Source organism: Microbulbifer aggregans, from assembly GCF_001750105.1.
GTDB classification, from domain to species: Bacteria; Pseudomonadota; Gammaproteobacteria; order Pseudomonadales; family Cellvibrionaceae; genus Microbulbifer; species Microbulbifer aggregans.
The window spans coordinates 3,660,538-3,679,365 of record NZ_CP014143.1; the positions used below are offsets into that span (position 1 = coordinate 3,660,538).

Consider the following 18,828-nt stretch of genomic DNA (forward strand, 5'->3'; position numbering starts at 1 on the left):
AACAAACCGGCAGCTATCCCATCGCCACCAGAATCTTGCGGGTCCGGTGTCATGACCGGCTTTCTCCCCGCTTTCGCCCCGGCTCAGCCGGAAGCGCTCTCCACAAACAGATCCTTGATCGCCACTGCGAGATCCCGTGCGCGGTCCTCGAACTCGAGGAAATGCGGAATCAGCACCGATTGCTGCCACCAGCCATCCTCTTCCACCGGCACCAGCGCCGGCGCCAGGATCAGGAGAGCCATCACCACCACACCGCCGCGCAGCAGACCGAATACCATGCCCAGCACCCGATCCGTTCCGGACAGCCCGGTAGCCTCGACAAAAGCCGACAGGGTCATGTTGAGGCCGGCTCCGGCCAGCAGGGTGAAAATAAACAGGATGGCAAAAGCGGCGATGATCTGGAGAGATGGCGTGTCCACAAGGTTTGACAGCAGTGGCGCCAGCTCGTCACGAAACATGGTGGCAACGATAAAGGCAGCAACCCAGGTGAGCATGGACAGCACTTCGCGCACGAAGCCCCGGCTGAGGCCGATCAGGGTCGAGATGGCCACAATTGCCAGAATGGTCCAGTCAGCCCAGTTCATTCCACCTTACCTGCCGCTCGGCGGCTGCCGCGAAGAGCGCGCATTCTAACAGAGTAGCGGCCGCTGAACAGCGGTCTCTGCGGCGGTGGTGCGAACAGCTGGTCAGCGTTGCCGGACAGGAGGACCGAGGTGGCATTACTTGAGGCGCATCACCAGCGTCTGGGCCGCGAGCAGCTGATCCAGTTCCTGCTTGGTCGCCTCGGCATCCGCCCGGTCCACTTTGGGTCCGACATAAACCCGCACGAATGTGCCCTTGTCGGTGCTCGCGGAGCGGGTATATGCCTTGAAACCCTCGTCCATCAGGCGATCACGCAGGCGGTCGGCCCGTACCTGTTCCCGATAGGAAGCGACCTGAACCACCCAGGAGCGCGGCAACCCCCGTTCGTCCAGTACTGGCTCCCTTTTGACCGGTGCCGGCTTTGCGGCTTCAGTCTCTGTCTGCGCTGCAGCGGCAGACTGCGAGGCCTCCCGGGGTTCCGGCTTGGGCTCAACTGCCGTCGATTGCCCGGTCACGGCGACCGGCTGGAACACTGCTTCCGGCTCCGGTGCGGGCGCCACGTCCTGAGCGGGTTGCGGTTGGGCGATTTCGATCGGCTGGATATCCGGCGCCGGCGGGATCTTGCTGGTGATATCGATATAGCGCGCGCCCTCGCGATCGAACAGGCTGGGCAGGAAGATCACGGCAAGTGCAACCAATACCAGGGCACCGACGATGCGCTGTTTGAAGCCATCGTTCAGTCGCCCCGTGGAGCTCAGGTCATTGTTACGACTCGCCATCGCCGTGTTCTCTTACGCGCTGTAAAACTTCCGCAACGGTAAAGAAAGAACCGAAGACAAGCAACCTGTCTCCGTCATCCATGGCATCCACCAGCGGCGTCAGGGCCTCCCCCACTGCCGAGTCATGGCGGTCTACAACCTCCGCGGGCACGCCAACCTGCTGCAGGGCTTCCCACAGCATCTCGACACTGGCCGCCCGGTCATTACCGGGCAATTCCGCTGGATGCCAGTGCGCGACACGCCCGGCCAGCGGTCGGAACAAGCCCTGCAGGTCCTTGTCGCTCATCGCAGCGACGAGGGCAACGGTGCGACCGGACACGGGATGATCATCCAGCCAGCGCGCCAGGTAAGCCGCAGCGGCGGGATTGTGCCCCACGTCGAGCAACAGCTGGCGGCCCCGCCACGTCAGCTGCTGGCAGCGTCCGGGCAGCCGGATACTCTCAATGGCCGCTCGAATGGCTGACTCGCCACCAGCTGGCAGGCTACCCAGCAGTTTCAGTGCGGTGATGGCCGCCGCAATGCTCGGCCGAGGCAGGCTGACCGGGGGCAAGGCAAGCGCCAGGTCGCCAAATTGGTATCGATCCCCCTCGACGGTGAAATCGCGGCCGATAAAACAGGCCGGTGCCGCCAGTCCCGCGGCGGCCGAAGACACGGACAGCGGCGGCTCCGGATCCGCGCACACGAAAGGACTGCCAGCACGCAGGATGCCCGCCTTCTCGCGGCCGATCACCTCGCGGTCGCTGCCGAGCCAGGCCTCATGATCGATGGCGACGCTGGTGATCACAGCCACATCCGCATCCACCAGGTTGACCGCATCCAGGCGACCACCGAGCCCCACTTCCAGCAGTGCCACCTCGACACCGGCGCGCTGAAACAGCCACAGGGCGGCGAGGGTCGTGAATTCGAAATATGTCAGGCTGGTCGCGCCGCGCGCCGCATCAACCGCCTCAAAGGCTTTAACCAGCGCGCTGTCACTGACTTCCTGACCATCAATGCGGATACGCTCATTGAATTGCAGCAGGTGCGGGGAGCTGTAGGCACCCACCGTGTGATCGCCAGCCAGCAGCAATGCCTCCATCGTCGCCACACAGGATCCCTTGCCGTTGGTACCTGCCACGGTGACGACTCTGGGGGCCGGTTTCTGTACCCCGAGAGTTTCTGCCACCGAGGCCACGCGACTGAGGCCGAGTTCGATTTCGGTCGGGTGCAGGCGTTCGAGCCGCTCAAGCCAGGACTGCAAATCGCTCATAAATCACATTCCACAAATACTGCTTTGCGGGCAAAGCCTACCGGAGACGTCCCCGCTGTGGCCAGCGGTCAACCTGGGGGATATTGAAACGCAAAACGGGGCTCACTGAGCCCCGTTCATGCTTTCTTTCTATATCACTGATTCGCTCAGCGGACAGCGATCAGTCATTCATCAGTTTGCCGAGCAAGCGCGACAGCGTATCGCGCATATCAGCGCGCGGAATGATCATGTCGATGGCACCGTGGTCCAGCAGGAACTCACTGCGCTGGAAGCCCTTGGGCAGCTTCTGGCGGATGGTCTGCTCAATGATGTTCGGCCCGGCAAAACCGGCGCGGGCACCAGGTTCGGCTGCATTGATATCGCCCAGCAGGGCCAGAGAGGCAGAAACACCACCGTAGACCGGATCGGTCATCACCGAGATGTAGGGCACCCCGGCCATCTTCATTTTTTCCAGCACCGCTGACGTCTTCGCCATCTGCATCAGGGAGATCAGGGCCTCCTGCATCCGGGCGCCGCCAGTGGCAGAGAAACAGACCAGCGGAATCCGCTCTTCCAGCGCGCGCTGGGCTGCGCGAGTGAAGCGCTCGCCCACCACATAACCCATGGAACCACCGTGGAAAGCGAACTCAAACGCTACAGCCACCACGGGCTTGCCCTTGAGGGTGCCGCGCATGGCGATCAGCGCATCTTTCTCACCAGTGGCTTTCTGGGCCTGAGTGAGGCGATCCTTGTATTTCTTCACATCTTTGAACTTGAGGCGGTCAACCGGCACCACGTCGGTGGCCAGCTCCTCACGCCCCTCCTCATCGAGGAAGATATCGAGGCGGCGGCGGGCGCCGATGCGGATGTGGTGGTCGCATTTCGGGCAGACATCCAGATTGCGCTCAAGCTCCGGACGATAGAGCATCGCGTCACACTTGACGCACTTCTTCCAGACACCCTCCGGCACTTTGCTGGCGCCGGGACGGCGCTCGGTGCGAATGACTGCGGGAACAATTTTCTCTAACCAGCTCATCTCGTTACCCAATCCCGATTCTGTGTTGGCCAATTCCTGCCAACCGGCAGATGGCGCAAAAGGAGAGAATTAAAACACTATCTGAGACGATCCACTTGGCCAGTTCAGCCGCTATTTTTGGCTTTCTGGCCAAGCCTGACTTCATGGTCGCACTCTTGGGTGTCAGCGGTCCAGTTCACCCCGAATTTCGGCAACCAGTTCCGCCACACGGTCACGTGCCTGGGCACCGTCACCGACCTCACCGATCGCCGATACCAGCACACTGCCCACCACGGCGCCATCGCCATCGACGCTTACTGCGCGGGCGGAGGCCCCATCCTTGATTCCAAAGCCGACGCACAGCGGCAGGTCGGTATGGCGGCGAATCCGGGCCAGATTCTCCCGTACGGAGTCCAGGTCCAGGTTGCCCGCGCCGGTAACCCCCTTAAGGGAAACGTAGTAGATAAAACCGCTGGCCAGCTCGGTAATCGCGCGGATGCGCTCCTCACTGGTCGTGGGGGTCAGCAGGAAGATATTGCGCAGTTTGCGTTCTGCCAGCAGTCCACTAAGCAGCCCCGCCTCCTCCGCCGGCAGGTCCACAGTCAGTGCACCATCCACGCCCGCCTCGCAGGCGGCATCGGCAAACACCTCCGCCCCCATGCGTTCGATGGGGTTGGCATACCCCATCAGGATGACGGGCGTTTCCGCGTCCTCACGCCGGAATTCCGCCACCATCTCGAGACAGCGACGCAGGGAAGCCTTCTGGGCCAGAGCACGCTCATGTCCCTTCTGGATGACCGGCCCCTCCGCCATGGGGTCTGAAAAAGGCACCCCCAGCTCGATCAGGTCGGAGCCCGAAGCCACCAACTGGTGCATCAGCGGCACCGTATTCTCGATGCCACCGTCACCGGCAACGATATAAGTCACCAGCCCCTTGCGACCCTCGGTACGCAACTTGGCAAAACGGCGGTCAATGCGGTTCTCAGCTTGCTCGCTCAACGTCTGTCCCCCTCAGACCTCGATGCCGTCAATGGCGGCAACGGTAAAGATATCCTTGTCGCCGCGCCCGGACAGGTTCACGACTATGTTCTGTTCCGGCTGCATGGTGGCCGCCAGCTTCAGCGCATAGGCAACCGCGTGGCTGGACTCCAGGGCCGGCAGGATGCCCTCAGTGCGGGTCAGGGCCCGGAATGCATCCAGCGCCTCGGTATCATTGGCGGCCACGTACTGCACGCGACCGATATCCTTCAGCCAGGCGTGCTCGGGGCCGACGCCCGGATAGTCCAGACCGGCAGAGACGGAGTGGGTTTCGATGATCTGGCCATCCTCATCTTCCATCAGGTAAGTGCGGTTGCCGTGCAGCACACCCGGGATACCGGCACTGAGAGGCGCCGCGTGGCGACCTGTTTCCAGGCCATCACCGCCGGCCTCGACACCGTACATCTCCACGTCACTGTCATTCAGGAATGGGTGAAACAGGCCCATGGCATTGGAGCCGCCGCCGACACAGGCCACCAGGGCATCCGGCAGCTGGCCGAACTCTTCCAGGCTCTGCCGGCGCGCCTCGCGGCCAATCACCGAGTTGAAATCCCGCACCAGCTGCGGGTAGGGATGCGGCCCGGCAACGGTACCGATGATGTAGAAAGTGTCGTCCACATTGGTGACCCAGTCCCGCATGGCCTCATTCATGGCGTCCTTGAGGGTCTTGGAACCGGACTCCACCGGAATCACTTCCGCCCCCAGCAGCTTCATGCGGTAGACGTTGGGAGACTGGCGCTTCACGTCCTCGGCACCCATGTAGACAGCACACTCCAGCCCCAGGCGGGCAGCCACCGTGGCAGTGGCTACGCCATGCTGGCCTGCGCCGGTCTCGGCGATCACCCGACGCTTACCACTGTGCTTGGCCAGCAGCGCCTGCCCCACCGTGTTGTTCACCTTGTGGGCACCAGTGTGATTGAGGTCCTCGCGCTTCAACCAGATGCGCGCGCCACCCGCGCGCTCGGTCAGCCGCTCCGCCAGGTACAGCGGCGATGGCCGGCCCACATAGTGCGCCAGGTCGTAATCAAATGCGGCCTGAAACTCTGGATCGTCCTTCAGGCGGAAGTACATCTCCTGCAGGTGGTCCAGCGCGTCGATCAACGTCTCGGAAACGAAACGTCCACCGTAGGGACCGAAGTGCCCCCGGGCATCCGGAAATGCGGAATAATCCACCGGTTTGCGATCGCTCACTTCTCTACTCCTTCACACTTGCCCGCACCGACGTAGTCAGGCCCGCCGGCGCTCATCGATTTTCCGACCTCTTTCGCAGCGCGCACGAATGCTGCCGTTCGCTGCCTATCCTTCCTGCCCGGCGCCATTTCAACACCACCGCTCACATCCACCGCTCCGGGACCTGCCACACGAATCGCCTCGGCGACGTTGTCAGGGTTCAGCCCCCCGGCCAGCACAATCTGCCTGCCACTGTCGCGGGGCACCCGCTGCCAGTCGAAAGACTCACCGGTGCCACCGGGCACACCGGCCCGGTACGCATCGAGCAGAAATCCGCGCGCGCGTGGATGGGCAGCCATGGCCGCATTCACATCCACTCCCGGCTTCATACGCAGCGCCTTGATATATGGACGCCGAAATTGTTCGCAGTAAGGAGCGGTTTCGCTGCCGTGAAATTGCAGCAGGTTCAGGGGCACCGCAGCGAGGATTTCGCGCACCCGCTCGGGATGGGCATCGACGAAAAGTCCGACCAGCTGCACAAAAGGTGGCACGCCATGGGCAATTTCCGCCGCCTGCTCTGGTGTCACAAAGCGCGGGCTCTTTTCATAAAAAACCAGGCCAAGCGCATCGGCTCCGGCCGCCGCTGCCATCTCGGCGTCCCCGACACAGGTAATGCCGCAGATTTTTACTCGCATTGCTTAACCGCGCTCGACCAGACGTTCAAAAAGAGGGGATTGGCGATACTAGCAGATCGACGCCCGGCGCGAAATGAGTCAGGTCGGCAGGCTTCCCAGAGACAATGGCACCAGTAGCGGCCCGGGCTCACTGGCGGGGAGCTCAAATTCCGCCGGATACTGCACGTCCACCAGGTACAAGCCATAGGGCGGAGCAGTGACACCGGCCACAGTGCGGTCGCGCGCCTCGAGAACTTCACCAATCCACTCCGGCGGGCGCTCGCCGCGCCCCACGGCCATCAGTGCACCAGTGATATTCCGCACCATGTGATGCAAAAAGGCGTTGGCGCTGACCTCAAGCACAATTAATTGGCCGACAGGCGCGATGTCCAGCCGCGTCAGCTCCCGCACCGGACTCTTGGCCTGGCACTGGCTGGCGCGGAAACTGGTGAAGTCGTGCCGCCCAACGAGAAATGCGGCACCAGCCCGCATGGCGTCAATGTCGAGCCCATGCTGGGTCCAGGTCACTTCCGAAGCGCAGTGCGCGGAGCGGGTCGGCGCGCTGTGGATCAGGTAGCGATAACTGCGCGCACGGGCGGAAAAGCGGGCGTGAAACTGGGCCGGGACTTCCGTTGCCCAGCGTACCCGGACCTCATCGGGCAGCTTGGTATTAACTCCCTGCACCCAGGCCCGGTCAGGCCTCTCGGCACGGGTATCGAAATGGATCACCTGGCCGGTGGCGTGTACGCCGGCATCGGTGCGACCGGCACAGACGAGCGTGACGGGCTCCGCGGCGATAGTGGAGAGCGCTCTTTCCAACCAGGCCTGCACGGTATTTGCCGCGGACTTCTGCTTCTGGAATCCATGCAGCCTGGCACCGCAGTACTCGACACCAAGCGCCACCCGGCGGAGTCCTTCCGGCAACGATTCCCCCGGAGGCACCTCGCCATTGGGTTTGTAGCTGTACTCGCCGCGCATAGGCCGCCTGCACTTCTCAATCTCTGAATGACAAACATAAAAAAACCTCGCAGCCAGTGCGAGGTTTTTTTCTCCGGGAGCGCTGTTAAGACATGCGCTCAAGCATCTCCCGGGCCCGGTCACAATGCTCGCCCTGCCCCTCCTCAACGACCTCGTTGAGAATGTCGCGGGCGCCGTCACGGTCTCCCATATCCATATACGCCTGAGCCAGCTCCAGCTTGGTACCGACTTCGTCGCTACCGTCCAGCAGATTCAACTCGGAGTCCAGGTCGCCCTCCAGATCGAACCCGAGGTCCTCAAAGTCTGCCTCGCTGCCAGAAGCCGTCGCCTGGGTCTCTGCTCCCGCACCAGCAGCCTCGGAGATCTCTTCGGGCTGGCTTTCAGCGGACGGCTGGGCCTGATCCATGTCCCCGCTGATGTCATCGAGGTCGACAGAATCCAGGTCGAGTTCACCACCCAGATCACTGAAATCCTCGAATGCGTCGCTGTCGAAATCTTCTTGCGAATCGGTTGCCGCAGCTTCACTCGGGCCGGCGTCACTATCTTCAACCGGGGTCAGATCCAGGTCGAAGTCCAGGCCACCGTCACGCTCGGCGGGCTGCTCAGGCTCTTCAGCCTGAGCCGGGCCAGTGTCGAGATCGAGGTCCAGGTCCAGCGAACCGAAGTCATCTCCCGCCTCACTGCCGCCAGCTTGCGCTTCCGGGGTCACTTCACTGTCGTTTTCCAGCTCCAGATCGAGGCTATCCAGCTCCAGATCGGCGGAGACCAAGTCATCCAGATTGAAGTCATCACTTTCACTCTCAGCAGGCGCATCGCTGGCTTCGTCCTGGCTCTCGAGATCGCTGTCGATATTGAAATCGGAGCCCAGGTCGAGAGAGAAGTCATCTTCGAGCTTGTCGCCACTCTGCGAGCTGTACTCACTCTCAAAGCCGGATGCGCTGTCGCTGGAAAAGTCAGCGCTCAAGTCATCCAGCAGCCCGGCATCTTCCTGCCCAGCGGAATTGTCCGCGGAGAAATCGTCGTCAAAGGAGGCGCTGATGTCGTCCAGCTGTGCAGCCTCCAGAGACTCACTGGAGAAATCCATGGAGGACGGCGCCTCGAAAGGTTCTGCTCCCGCGATGCTCTCCCGCAGGCGCGCCGCGCGATCTGCTGCAGGACCGTCGCTCACTTCAAGCAGCTTGTGATAGTGCTCGTCAAACTTGCCGGCATCCTGCTGGTGCGCGTAGACCTCCAGCAGCATCAGCCGCGCGTCCACATTCTGCGGTGACTTGTCCAGGCCGGCGATCAGCTTGCTCTCAGCCTCACCGTACTGCCCCAGGGACAAATGGATCTCTGCCTCGGAGACCGGATCATCGGTGCCGATGTCATCCAGTTCACCGAGATCAAAGCTGTCTTCCATCTCGGCACTGTGCCCTACGGCAAACTCGCCCTCGGATTCAGTCTCGGAGGGGGCATCGGCGAGTGATCGCTCAGCAGCCATTTCGGCTTCCACGCGGCGCATTGCCTCCTCTTCTTCCTTGCGGCGGCGCCAGGAGATGAAACCGGCAATGGCAATCAGCAGACCACCAATCCCTATTCCGATCAGCTGGATATTCTCCATCAGACGATCGACCAGAGTCGGCTCGGACTGGGTCTGTACCACCACGCGATTACGCTGGTCAGCCGCACTGTCTGCCTCGGCCGGCTCCTCCGCCGCAGCTACCTCAGTAGTGCCACCTTCGTCTGTCAGCTCACCCGCCTCTTCACCGGCAGCCGCATCAACGCTTTCTGCCTCATCGGCGATCGCCAGCGGGTCGGCTGACGGCTCGGCCTGGCTGGAGGCGTCCTGAACCGCTCGCAGCTCCTCATTGGAAACCTCAACGAGGCGCTCCATGGTATCGATCTGCTCGTCGAGTTCAGAGATCCGCTCCTGCAGCTCCTCATTTTCGAGACGGGACTTATCCAGCTCTTCCTCGGTCACGGCCAGCTCGCCTTCGAGCGCTTCGCTCTCGCCGGCACCGCTGCCAGATCCGGACTGTACCGATTCATTGTCACCCGGGGCCGCCAGGCTCACGCGGCCCTCGACGGTGTCACTGGCGCTACGATCTTCGGTTGCGGCGCGCGCATCCAGCGGTGCGCCGGTGGCCTCGGGCACTCCGCTACGCTGACGCCAGGATTCATTCTGGGACGCCACTTCCGCGACCGCTTCGGACAGGGTCAGCTGACGTACCTGCTCAGCGTTGGGCAGGCGCAGTACCGCGCCCTTCTTCAGCAGGTTGATATTGTCGCCGATGAACGCCTCTGGGTTCAGGCGCTGGATGGCCAGCATGTTCTGATGAACAGAGAACTCTCCGCTGGTACGGTTCTCGAGTGCAATTTCCCACAGGGTTTCGTTTGCCGATACCGGACCGTAGACCCGGCTCTGCTCAGCGGCGGGGGTCGCCGCCTCATTGCGCAGCTCGACCGGCTCTTCGGCCACTGGCTCCTGGCGCGGCTCGGGCTGTGCCGGCTGCTCTTCCACCACGGGCTCGGGCTGAGACACCTGCTCCGGTTGTGCAGGTACGACCGGTTGCGGGCGCGGAGCCGGCTGTGGCGCGGGCGCCTGACGCTGCACCTGCTGGCGCTCACGCTCGGCAGCGCGAACCGGCTGGCTGGCTGCTGTATTGGAGAACGCAGGCAGGTCCATCAACAGGGTGTATTCCCGCAGCAGGCGACCACTGGGCCAGCGGGTTTCTACCAGGAAATTGAGGAAGGGTTCGCGTATGGGGCCGCGACTACTGATACGAATCACCGGCTCGCGTCCGGAGTAATCCACATCGAAGCGCAGTTCGGTCAGCAGATAAGAGCGATCGACACCGGCCCGCTCGAAGTCTTCGGGGTTTGCGAGGCGAACTTTGATCTCGCCCTCGCCGAGGCCGCGAGTCTGCAACAGACTGATTTCGGCATTGAGCGGCTGATTCAGGGCCGAGTTCAGCTTCACTTCGCCCAGGCCGAGCGCTAGAGCCGCGTTGCCACCCAGTGCGCTGACCAGACCCACCGCAAGTGCCAGCTTTCGCACACGCATAACCGATTCCCTTTATTGTTAGAATCTACCGGGTGTTCCGAAACAGACGCGCCTTCAGAAAACCCCATCACTGTACAGTAAACGTTCAACAGAACGATTGCCGCAAATATCATCACCGGCAGCTGTTCAATTAGCCACCACCCCAAGAACTTAGAAAGTTAAGGTTAAACCTTCACTATGGCCGCTAAGTATTAATTATCAGTGGTTTTTTAGCAACAAGTGCACTACCTGAGCGCAATTCACAGCAAGATCCCGTCGCAGATTGTCCGAAGCTGCACAAAAATTAAACTGCTTCGGATTCAGCAGACTCTGACGCAGCCGCCCTACCAGGGTTTCATCACCGCCGACAGCCTCTTGGGAAGAGGGGCGCTCTGTCATCTTGAGACGCGCGCCGTTTCGCAGCAATGCGGACACTTCCCCCGCTTCCACTTCCTCTTTCATCGCCACTCGCAAGTTGGCCAGCTGGCCGTGAAAAACTGAAGCGGTGTTGATGGTGGCATCCATAGCAATCTGGTCGCCCAGCAGTCGGCGCAGGTCATGAATCAGGGCCAGCTCGGCGAGGTTATGGCCGCTGGCAAGGGGCTTTTCCGCAGAGCTCAGGTGGTTGAATGCCAGGCGATGCCCGATGGCAGGGTCAACTTCCGCCTCCTGGCCGTTGAACATCCGTGCGGTCTGCGCCGCCATGGCATCCACAGCAGATTTACCCAACGCCGACACCGGCTGGTTCAGCACCACTTCCACCGCCTGGATCCGCTCCCGCAGCGGCAGTAGCGCTTCCGCCACCATGGCCGCACCGGCTGCCGGCAGCGCCAGCACCCGCCGCTCGGCTTCTGCAAGGCTGACAGGATTCAGTAATGGGTGTACCAGAGTTACCGATTCGTCACCACGGGTATTGTCCGCCGCATCGATCACCCAGGCACCGGCCGTCTCTGCCGCCGCCAGTGCCGCCTGGGCGGAAGCGCCGCTTTTCAGCAGCACCACAACCTGCTCGGGCTCGAAGCGGAATTTCTCCAGAGACTCCACCGGCACATTGCGGTTGGCAAAGACCTGGGGATCGGCCTCCCCCTCCTCTTCTTCCAGGAGATGCAACTGGCCCGCCTCGATGATCTCGCGCTCTTCGAGTACTTCCAGTAGTGGCTGGAAGGCCGCATTGTCGACACCGACCAGCACCAGTTCGCGATTGACTTCGGACATAAATCTCACTTCATAGCAGCGGGAGGAAAAGGAAGGGGGGCGATTATACCGATTGGCTGTTCAGTGAACAGCCACATCGGGATCGGCTACCAAAAGTGCAGGTTTAAAGTGCAGATTTAGAGAGGGAAATCGTGCCGGCCCTTTTCACCTTTCGCCAGGCCGACAAATTTGACCACACTGCCGTTTTCCAGCGGCAGCGGATCACCGGTATAGGGGTTGACCAGGCCAGCAGCGCCGACAGAGTCACCATCACGCAAGCGTGCAGCCAGGAGCGCGGCACGTCGCACACCTTCGAGATCCGCTACTCTGGCCAGATATTCCCCGTACGCGGGAAGCGGCATCTCTCCATCCAGCAACATCCGTCCGGAAAGGTTGTACAGACCCAGACGGTTCTCCTTGTCCACCACTGAGGAGCGCGCGGATTCGAGCGCTGCCGGTAACTCCTCGAGAGGAACTTCCAGCTCCTCACCCCAGCGGACGAGGCTTTCCGCGCGGCGGTTCTCGAGATCCTGCGGCTGGAAAAGTGGTTTCATCAACGACCAGAGGATCCGGTCATGGCTACTGCTCTCGACAAAGTCCTGCAACAGGCGGTTGCCATACAACCACTCGCCCGCCATCACCCGATCGAGGGAGCGCTCTTCCGCGGTCATGGGTTCCGCCCAGAGGCTCGGTGCGCCAGTCGGCCCCTCCTCTCCGGATTCCGACAGGCGCCGTAGCACCACATTACCCAGCTGGAAGTGACGCCGGACTGCCGCAGTGGCAATCATTTTGGTAATCAAAAGGTCGGACTCTGCCAGCACCATGCGCCAGAACTTGAGGTCGTTCTCCAGCAGTGCACTGACTTCCTCACCCCGGTCCTTGTCAGCGGCGAGCAGGGCCTTGCCCATCAGCAGCTTCTGCCCTTCCATCACGTCGCTGAACGGGACGAAAGGCAAAGCCGCGTGGTCAGGTATGCTCTCCCGCCAGTGAGGGTATTGTGTTAATGCCAGGTAACGATCCAGCAGCCAGGCTTCATCCGCGACCCATTCCGCCAGCAGGGCGTCATCCGTGGTGAGAAAGGTATCCTGGCCAGAGGCCAATTCGCGAAAACGCGGGGCGCGATCGCGGGAAGCCGACCATGTATTGCCGGGTAGTTCACCCAGATCTGACTCATCCGGGTCGCTATCGGCCTCTGCCAGCCAATCCAGTTTCTTGCGCCCCCACTCTACGGCCGAAGCGCCCTTTTCACTGTCAAAGCCAAACGCGAACACGTAGGCGTTCTCGCCTTCTTTGACCTCCGGTCGCTCAGTCATGAGCGCTCGCATTCGCTCGGCAATGGGCGATGGCGCGGCGTCTTCGAAGTTAATGATCAATGCGGCAACATAGGTGCCAACGAGGAGGACAGCAGGAAGTGAGACAAGCCAGACAAGGCGTTTCATAGAGGGCTCTCCGGTTGCGGTGCGCAGTCCGTTGCGCACGCGATACCGCAAAGCTACGGCAGACCGCCGCGCTCGTCAAAGCACGGCGGCGTCAGTTGAGGATCAGAGCTTGCCCAGCAGGATCAGCAGGACACGGCGCAGGGGTTCGGCGGCGCCCCAAAGCAGCTGGTCACCCACGGTAAAGGCGGAGAGATATTCCGGGCCCATGCTCAGCTTGCGCAGGCGACCAACCGGGATATCCAGCTTGCCGGTCACCGCAGTCGGCGTGAGCTTTTCCAGGGTGGCTTCGCGCTCGTTTGGCACCACGGAGACCCAGTCGTTGGCGCCGTCGATCAGGCGCTCGATCTCGTCCATGGGTACGTCTTTCTTCAGTTTCACGGTAAAGGCCTGGCTGTGGCAGCGCATGGCGCCGATCCGCACACAGGTGCCGTCTACCGGAATGGTGCTGTCCGTGCCGAGAATCTTGTTGGATTCCACCTGCGCCTTCCACTCTTCACGGCTCTGGCCGGTTTCCATCTGCTTGTCGATCCACGGCAACAGGCTGCCGGCAAGCGGCGCGCCAAATTCTGCCGTGGGGAAGTCGCCGGAGCGCATGCTGTCGGCCACCTTGCGATCGATCTCGAGAATGGCGGAAGCCGGATCGGCCAGCTCATCAGCCACGCCGTCACGGATGGCACCCATCTGCGAGATCAGCTCACGCATATTCTTGGCACCGGCGCCGCTGGCGGCCTGGTAGGTCATGGCGGAGATCCACTCCACCAGACCAGCCTTGTAAAGGCCACCGAGGGCCATCAGCATCAGGCTCACGGTGCAGTTACCACCGATGAAATTTTTCACACCGCTGTCGATACCCTTGTCGATCACCTCGCGGTTGACCGGATCCAGTACGATGAGGGCATCGTCATCCATGCGCAGGCTGGAGGCGGCGTCGATCCAGTATCCCTTCCAGCCCTTGTCACGCAGTTTGGAAAACACCTCTTTGGTGTAGTCGCCACCCTGACAGCTGACGATGGCATCCAGCCCGGCCAGCGCATCCAGGTCGTAAGCGTCGCCCAGCGGCGCAACTTCACGGCCGATGTCCGGCGCCTTGCCGCCCGCGTTGGAGGTTGAGAAGAAAACCGGCTCGGCGATGTGGGCAAAGTCGTTCTCGGAGAGCATGCGCTCCATCAATACCGAGCCGACCATACCGCGCCAACCAATAAAACCTACTTTTTGCATTGCAGTGTCCTGTTCATTCTGTGTTCGTTTGTGCCCCGGTTTTTCGGGGCAACGGAGCATCGTGTGCCGATAGAAGAAACGGGAATATCAGAAAGCGGCCACCACTGCTGCGCCCATCTCTGCGGTAGTAACCTTTTTCGCACCATCAGTAACGATGTCCGCAGTGCGCAGTCCTTCGTCGAGTACTTTGCTGACGGCACTTTCGATCGCGGCGGCCGCCTCACCCATATCCAGTGAATAGCGCAGCATCATTGCCGCGGACAGAATCGTCGCCAGCGGATTGGCCACGCCCTGTCCGGCAATATCCGGTGCGGAACCGTGGCAGGGCTCGTACAGACCAAAGCCACTTTCGTTCAGGGAAGCCGACGGCAACATGCCAATGGAGCCGGTGAGCATGGCGGCCGCATCGGAGAGAATGTCGCCGAACATATTGCCGGTCACCATCACGTCAAACTGCTTGGGTGCGCGTACCAACTGCATGGCTGCGTTGTCCACGTACATGTGGGACAGCTCCACATCCGGATACTCCGGGGCCAGACGATCCAGCACCTCGCGCCACAGCACAGTCACTTCCAGCACATTGGCCTTGTCCACTGAGCATAGCTTGCCATTGCGCTTGCGCGCCGCCTCGAAGGCGGTGCGGGCGATGCGCTCGATCTCGAACTCGCTGTAAACGTAGGTGTTGAAGCCCTGCTTCTCACCGTTCTCCAGCGTGCGGATTCCCCGCGGCTCGCCGAAGTAAATACCACCGGTGAGTTCGCGCACAATCAGGATATCCAGCCCGGAGACCACTTCCGGTTTCAGTGAGGAAGCCTCAGCCAGCTGCGGGTACAGAATTGCCGGCCGCAGGTTCGCATACAGGCCGAGACGGCTGCGGATTTTCAGCAGGCCCTTTTCCGGGCGGATGTCACGCTCCAGCTGGTCCCACTTGGGACCACCGACGGCACCCAGCAGCACCGCATCACACTGACGGGCTTCTTCCAGGGTTTCATCGGTCAGCGGCTCGCCGTAGGCGTCGATAGCCGCACCACCAATCTTGCCCTCGGTAAATGTCAGGCCCAGATCAAATTTGCTATTGGCGGCTTCCAGTACAGCGACCGCCTGTTCAACGATTTCCGGGCCGATTCCATCACCCGGCAAGATCATGATTTTCTTGCTCACAACATCATTCTCGTTTTCTGTTTCGTTTAGCTCTGCAGGCTCTCCGCAAAAGCTTCTGTAGCGTCGATCCAGCTTTATTTCACCGCATCAAACAGCCACGGCGCCTGCTCGCGGCGCTTGGCTTCATAGGCGCGGATATCGTCGGCATCTTCCAGCGTCAGGCCGATATCATCGAGGCCGTTCAGCAGGCAATGTTTCCGGAAGGCATCCACCTCAAAGTCGATGGCTTCCCCATTCGGCTTGATCACCTGCTGCTTTTCCAGGTCGATGGTCAGCTCGTAACCTTCCTGCGCATACATTTCTTCAAACAACTGATCGACTACTTCCTCGGCCAGTACGATCGGCAGCAGACCGTTCTTGAAGCAGTTGTTGAAGAAAATATCGGCAAAGCTCGGCGCGATAACTGCGCGGAAACCAAAATCATCCAGCGCCCAGGGCGCGTGCTCGCGGCTGGAGCCACAACCAAAATTCTTGCGAGCCAGCAATACTGAAGCACCCTGATAGTGAGGGAAGTTCAGGGGGAACTCGGGGTTCAACGGACGCCCGGAACAATCCTGCCCGGGGAAACCCTCATCCAGGTAACGCAGCTCGTCAAACAGGTTGGGACCGAAACCCGTGCGCTTAATGGACTTCAGAAACTGCTTCGGGATGATCAGATCAGTATCGACATTGGCGCGATCCATCGGCGCAGCCAGGCCCTTGTGCTGAGTAAAGGCTTTCATTAGTGAATCTCCTCTGCCGTCAGGGCCGAATCCCGTTGCAACTCCCGCACATCGACAAAATGCCCGGCAATTGCCGCAGCTGCCGCCATACTCGGGCTGACCAGGTGTGTGCGACCGCCATAACCCTGGCGACCCTCGAAGTTGCGGTTGGAGGTGGAAGCACAGTGTTCGCCCGCTCCCAGCTTGTCCGCGTTCATGGCCAGACACATGGAGCAGGAGGGCTCGCGCCACTCAAAACCGGCGTCAATAAAGACTTTATCGAGGCCCTCTTTTTCCGCCTGTACCTTGACCGCCTGTGAACCGGGAACGATCAGCACCTGCTTGACGCTGTCGGCCTTTTTACGTCCTTTGGCCACTGCCGCCGCTGCGCGGAGATCCTCGATGCGGGAGTTGGTGCAGGAGCCGATAAAGACGCGATCCAGCTTGATCTCAGTGATCTTCTGGCCTGCTGTCAGCCCCATGTATTCCAGCGCACGCTCGATACCCGCGCGCTTGGTGGCATCGGCTTCTGCCGCCGGATCCGGCACTTCAGCGCTGATAGGCGCCACCATTTCCGGAGAAGTACCCCAGCTCACCTGAGGTTCGATGTCCTCTGCCTGCAGCTCGATCACTGCATCGAATACCGCATCGTCATCGGAATGCAGCTGGCTCCAGGCCTCGGCCGCCTTGTCCCACTGCGCACCCTTGGGGGCATAGGGCTTGTCTTTGACGTAGTCGAGAGTGACCTGGTCCACCGCGACCATGCCAGCGCGCGCACCCGCTTCGATGGCCATGTTACAGACGGTCATGCGGCCTTCCATGGACAGGCTGCGGATTGCCGAGCCGCCGAACTCGATGGCGTAGCCGGTACCGCCGGCAGTGCCGATCTTGCCGATGATCGCCAGCACCACGTCCTTTGCGGTCACGCCCGGGCCCAGTTCCCCGTCCACGCGCACCAGCATGTTCTTCATCTTCTTCTGGATCAGGCACTGGGTGGCCATCACATGCTCGACCTCGGAGGTGCCGATACCGTGAGCCAGGGCTCCCAGGGCGCCGTGAGTGGAAGTGTGGGAATCACCACAGACCACGGTCATACCCGGCAGGGTGGCACCGGTCTCGGGGCCGATCACGTGAACGATGCCCTGCCCGGGCTCGTTGATGCCAAACTGCACCACGTCGAAATCGCGGCAGTTCTCATCCAGGGTCTGTACCTGGATGCGGGAAACCTCGTCGCGGATTCCTTGCACACCACCGGCGCGCTCGGCTGCCTCAGAGGGCACATTGTGGTCAGGGGTGGCCACCAGCGAGTCCTTGCGCCAGGGCTTGCGTCCGGCAAGGCGCAGGCCTTCAAAAGCCTGCGGGGACGTCACTTCGTGAATCAGGTGACGGTCGATATAAATCAGTGCGGTACCGTCTTCGCGGCTTTTGACCAGATGGTCCTGCCAGAGTTTGTCGTAGAGCGTCTGCCCGGCCATCGCCGTTTCTCCTCTTTTTTGGATGGAAGCAGTCTAAGGGCAGCCATTGAATAACATCAATTTATATTTATTATAAAGAGCAGTCGCCATGGGAATACAAAAGTTCCCGCCATCCCTCCTCAGGGCAGGCAGCGGGCCCAATCCAACTCAGGACACAAAACATTATGGAAATCCAGTGGCTAAAGGCCTTCCTCAGCATCGCCGAGCAGGGCTCTGTGTCCGAGGCGGCTGAGTACCTCCACCTCACCCAGCCCGCCGTGAGCAAGCGTCTGGCGGCCCTGGAGCAACAGCTCGGCACCCCGCTGTTTGACCGGATCGGCCGCAAGTTACAGCTTACTGACGCCGGCCGCGCCCTGCTCCCCAGAGCCCGGCATATCCTCAACGAGGTGAGTGACGCAGAACGGGAACTGCGCAGCCTCGGCGGCGAGGTAAGCGGCAGCCTGCGCATTGCCACCAGCCACCACGTCGGACTGCACCACCTGCCCCCGGTGCTCAAGGAATACAGCAACCGCTACCCGGAGGTGGCGCTGGATATCGACTTCGTCGACTCCGAGCAGGCCTATGAGGCACTGATGGCCGGGGAGTATGAACTGGCGGTGGTTACGTTGGCCCTGAAGGAGTATCCGAACCTCGACGCCCAGGTGATCTGGCCCGATCCCTGTGTGGTGGTGGCGGCACCGGATCATCCGCTGGCCCAGATGAAGACCCTGGATCTGCCCGACCTGGCCCGGTACCCCGCCATCCTGCCAGACCTCAATACCTACACCGGCCGCCTGATCAAGCGCGAGTTCGATGCCCAGGGGCTCAAACTGACCGCCAAGCTGGCCACCAACTTCCTCGAAACCATCAAGATGATGGCGGGGGTGGGACTGGGCTGGAGCGTCCTGCCCCGCACCCTGATCGACGAATCCCTTGCCGAGCTACCGGTTCCCCAGCTGAACGTGGTGCGCAACCTGGGCGTGATCAACCACCGGGCCCGTACCCTGAGCAACGCCGCCAGCGCCCTGCAGCAGATGCTGCTGGACACCGCACGCACAGCAAGCGCCGAAAACCGCTAACTGATCACGGAAATTGCTGAATCTGTGCACTGGACACCGCGCCATCACAAAAAAGTTAGTAAACTGCGCGCCAAAACAAGACCCGGCCACATCTGA

At 61.3% G+C, this 18,828-nt stretch carries 16 protein-coding genes; 1 reads left to right on the forward strand and 15 read right to left on the reverse strand.

The genetic code is table 11. The features are described from left to right. Positions 1-83 precede the first annotated feature (83 nt). The 15 genes from AUP74_RS16055 to leuC form a co-directional block, all read right to left on the reverse strand. Positions 84-584 carry a CvpA family protein gene (locus tag AUP74_RS16055; RefSeq protein ID WP_069948442.1) on the reverse strand — a complete coding sequence of 167 codons (501 nt, stop codon included), beginning with the start codon at positions 582-584 and terminating at the stop codon, positions 84-86. Between the two features lie 135 nt (positions 585-719). Beyond that, complete coding sequence (locus AUP74_RS16060) at positions 720-1,361, reverse strand: SPOR domain-containing protein (RefSeq protein WP_083261060.1); 642 nt, start codon at positions 1,359-1,361, stop codon at positions 720-722. After that, positions 1,348-2,610, reverse strand: coding sequence for a bifunctional tetrahydrofolate synthase/dihydrofolate synthase (gene folC / locus AUP74_RS16065; protein ID WP_069948443.1), 1,263 nt, complete (start codon positions 2,608-2,610; stop codon positions 1,348-1,350). Before folC ends, AUP74_RS16060 begins: the two co-directional genes overlap by 14 nt. Positions 2,611-2,770: 160 nt before the next feature. Then, positions 2,771-3,625, reverse strand: a complete 855-nt coding sequence (gene accD, locus AUP74_RS16070; RefSeq protein ID WP_069948444.1) for an acetyl-CoA carboxylase, carboxyltransferase subunit beta — start codon at positions 3,623-3,625, stop codon at positions 2,771-2,773. Positions 3,626-3,787: 162 nt separating this feature from the next. Continuing rightward, positions 3,788-4,603 carry a tryptophan synthase subunit alpha gene (gene trpA, locus AUP74_RS16075; RefSeq protein WP_069948445.1) on the reverse strand — a complete coding sequence of 272 codons (816 nt, stop codon included), beginning with the start codon at positions 4,601-4,603 and terminating at the stop codon, positions 3,788-3,790. A gap of 12 nt (positions 4,604-4,615) precedes the next feature. After that, a complete protein-coding gene (gene trpB, locus AUP74_RS16080; protein ID WP_069948446.1) occupies positions 4,616-5,833 on the reverse strand; it encodes a tryptophan synthase subunit beta in 1,218 nt (405 codons plus the stop codon). Further along, on the reverse strand, positions 5,830-6,507 hold the full coding sequence (locus AUP74_RS16085) for a phosphoribosylanthranilate isomerase (protein ID WP_069948447.1): 678 nt from the start codon (positions 6,505-6,507) through the stop codon (positions 5,830-5,832). The genes trpB and AUP74_RS16085 overlap by 4 nt, the downstream gene beginning before the upstream one ends. 78 nt (positions 6,508-6,585) lie before the next feature. Further along, complete coding sequence (gene truA, locus AUP74_RS16090) at positions 6,586-7,464, reverse strand: tRNA pseudouridine(38-40) synthase TruA (RefSeq protein ID WP_069948448.1); 879 nt, start codon at positions 7,462-7,464, stop codon at positions 6,586-6,588. Between the two features lie 85 nt (positions 7,465-7,549). Next, positions 7,550-10,507 (reverse strand): FimV/HubP family polar landmark protein, encoded by a 2,958-nt coding sequence (locus tag AUP74_RS16095; RefSeq protein WP_069948449.1) that lies wholly within the window; start codon positions 10,505-10,507, stop codon positions 7,550-7,552. 198 nt (positions 10,508-10,705) lie between these two features. Next, positions 10,706-11,701 carry an Asd/ArgC dimerization domain-containing protein gene (locus tag AUP74_RS16100; RefSeq protein WP_069948450.1) on the reverse strand — a complete coding sequence of 332 codons (996 nt, stop codon included), beginning with the start codon at positions 11,699-11,701 and terminating at the stop codon, positions 10,706-10,708. Between the two features lie 116 nt (positions 11,702-11,817). After that, complete coding sequence (locus tag AUP74_RS16105; protein ID WP_069948451.1) at positions 11,818-13,119, reverse strand: hypothetical protein; 1,302 nt, start codon at positions 13,117-13,119, stop codon at positions 11,818-11,820. A 102-nt stretch (positions 13,120-13,221) separates the two neighbouring features. Further along, entirely contained in the window at positions 13,222-14,337 is a 1,116-nt protein-coding gene (gene asd / locus AUP74_RS16110) for an aspartate-semialdehyde dehydrogenase (protein WP_069948452.1), read from the reverse strand. A gap of 87 nt (positions 14,338-14,424) precedes the next feature. Then, positions 14,425-15,498: a 3-isopropylmalate dehydrogenase gene (gene leuB, locus AUP74_RS16115; protein WP_069948453.1), complete on the reverse strand. Its 1,074-nt coding sequence runs from the start codon at positions 15,496-15,498 to the stop codon at positions 14,425-14,427. Between the two features lie 74 nt (positions 15,499-15,572). After that, complete coding sequence (leuD, locus tag AUP74_RS16120) at positions 15,573-16,220, reverse strand: 3-isopropylmalate dehydratase small subunit (protein WP_069948454.1); 648 nt, start codon at positions 16,218-16,220, stop codon at positions 15,573-15,575. Continuing rightward, positions 16,220-17,674: a 3-isopropylmalate dehydratase large subunit gene (leuC, locus tag AUP74_RS16125; protein ID WP_069948455.1), complete on the reverse strand. Its 1,455-nt coding sequence runs from the start codon at positions 17,672-17,674 to the stop codon at positions 16,220-16,222. The genes leuD and leuC overlap by 1 nt, the downstream gene beginning before the upstream one ends. A gap of 164 nt (positions 17,675-17,838) precedes the next feature. Between leuC and AUP74_RS16130 the strand changes: the two genes are divergently transcribed. Then, the gene (locus AUP74_RS16130) at positions 17,839-18,732 is read left to right on the forward strand and encodes a LysR family transcriptional regulator (protein WP_069948456.1); all 894 of its coding nucleotides are present in this window, start codon (positions 17,839-17,841) and stop codon (positions 18,730-18,732) included. Positions 18,733-18,828: the final 96 nt, after the last annotated feature.

Bases quoted from the DNA above. Each gene is read 5' to 3' on its own strand.
- AUP74_RS16055 (WP_069948442.1), bottom strand. From the start codon at position 584: ATGAACTGGGCTGACTGGACCATTCTGGCAATTGTGGCCATCTCGACC.
- AUP74_RS16060 (WP_083261060.1), bottom strand. From the start codon at position 1,361: ATGGCGAGTCGTAACAATGACCTGAGCTCCACGGGGCGACTGAACGAT.
- folC (WP_069948443.1), bottom strand. From the start codon at position 2,610: ATGAGCGATTTGCAGTCCTGGCTTGAGCGGCTCGAACGCCTGCACCCG.
- accD (WP_069948444.1), bottom strand. From the start codon at position 3,625: ATGAGCTGGTTAGAGAAAATTGTTCCCGCAGTCATTCGCACCGAGCGC.
- AUP74_RS16085 (WP_069948447.1), bottom strand. From the start codon at position 6,507: ATGCGAGTAAAAATCTGCGGCATTACCTGTGTCGGGGACGCCGAGATG.
- truA (WP_069948448.1), bottom strand. From the start codon at position 7,464: ATGCGCGGCGAGTACAGCTACAAACCCAATGGCGAGGTGCCTCCGGGG.
- AUP74_RS16095 (WP_069948449.1), bottom strand. From the start codon at position 10,507: ATGCGTGTGCGAAAGCTGGCACTTGCGGTGGGTCTGGTCAGCGCACTG.
- AUP74_RS16100 (WP_069948450.1), bottom strand. From the start codon at position 11,701: ATGTCCGAAGTCAATCGCGAACTGGTGCTGGTCGGTGTCGACAATGCG.
- AUP74_RS16105 (WP_069948451.1), bottom strand. From the start codon at position 13,119: ATGAAACGCCTTGTCTGGCTTGTCTCACTTCCTGCTGTCCTCCTCGTT.
- asd (WP_069948452.1), bottom strand. From the start codon at position 14,337: ATGCAAAAAGTAGGTTTTATTGGTTGGCGCGGTATGGTCGGCTCGGTA.
- leuD (WP_069948454.1), bottom strand. From the start codon at position 16,220: ATGAAAGCCTTTACTCAGCACAAGGGCCTGGCTGCGCCGATGGATCGC.
- leuC (WP_069948455.1), bottom strand. From the start codon at position 17,674: ATGGCCGGGCAGACGCTCTACGACAAACTCTGGCAGGACCATCTGGTC.
- AUP74_RS16130 (WP_069948456.1), top strand. From the start codon at position 17,839: ATGGAAATCCAGTGGCTAAAGGCCTTCCTCAGCATCGCCGAGCAGGGC.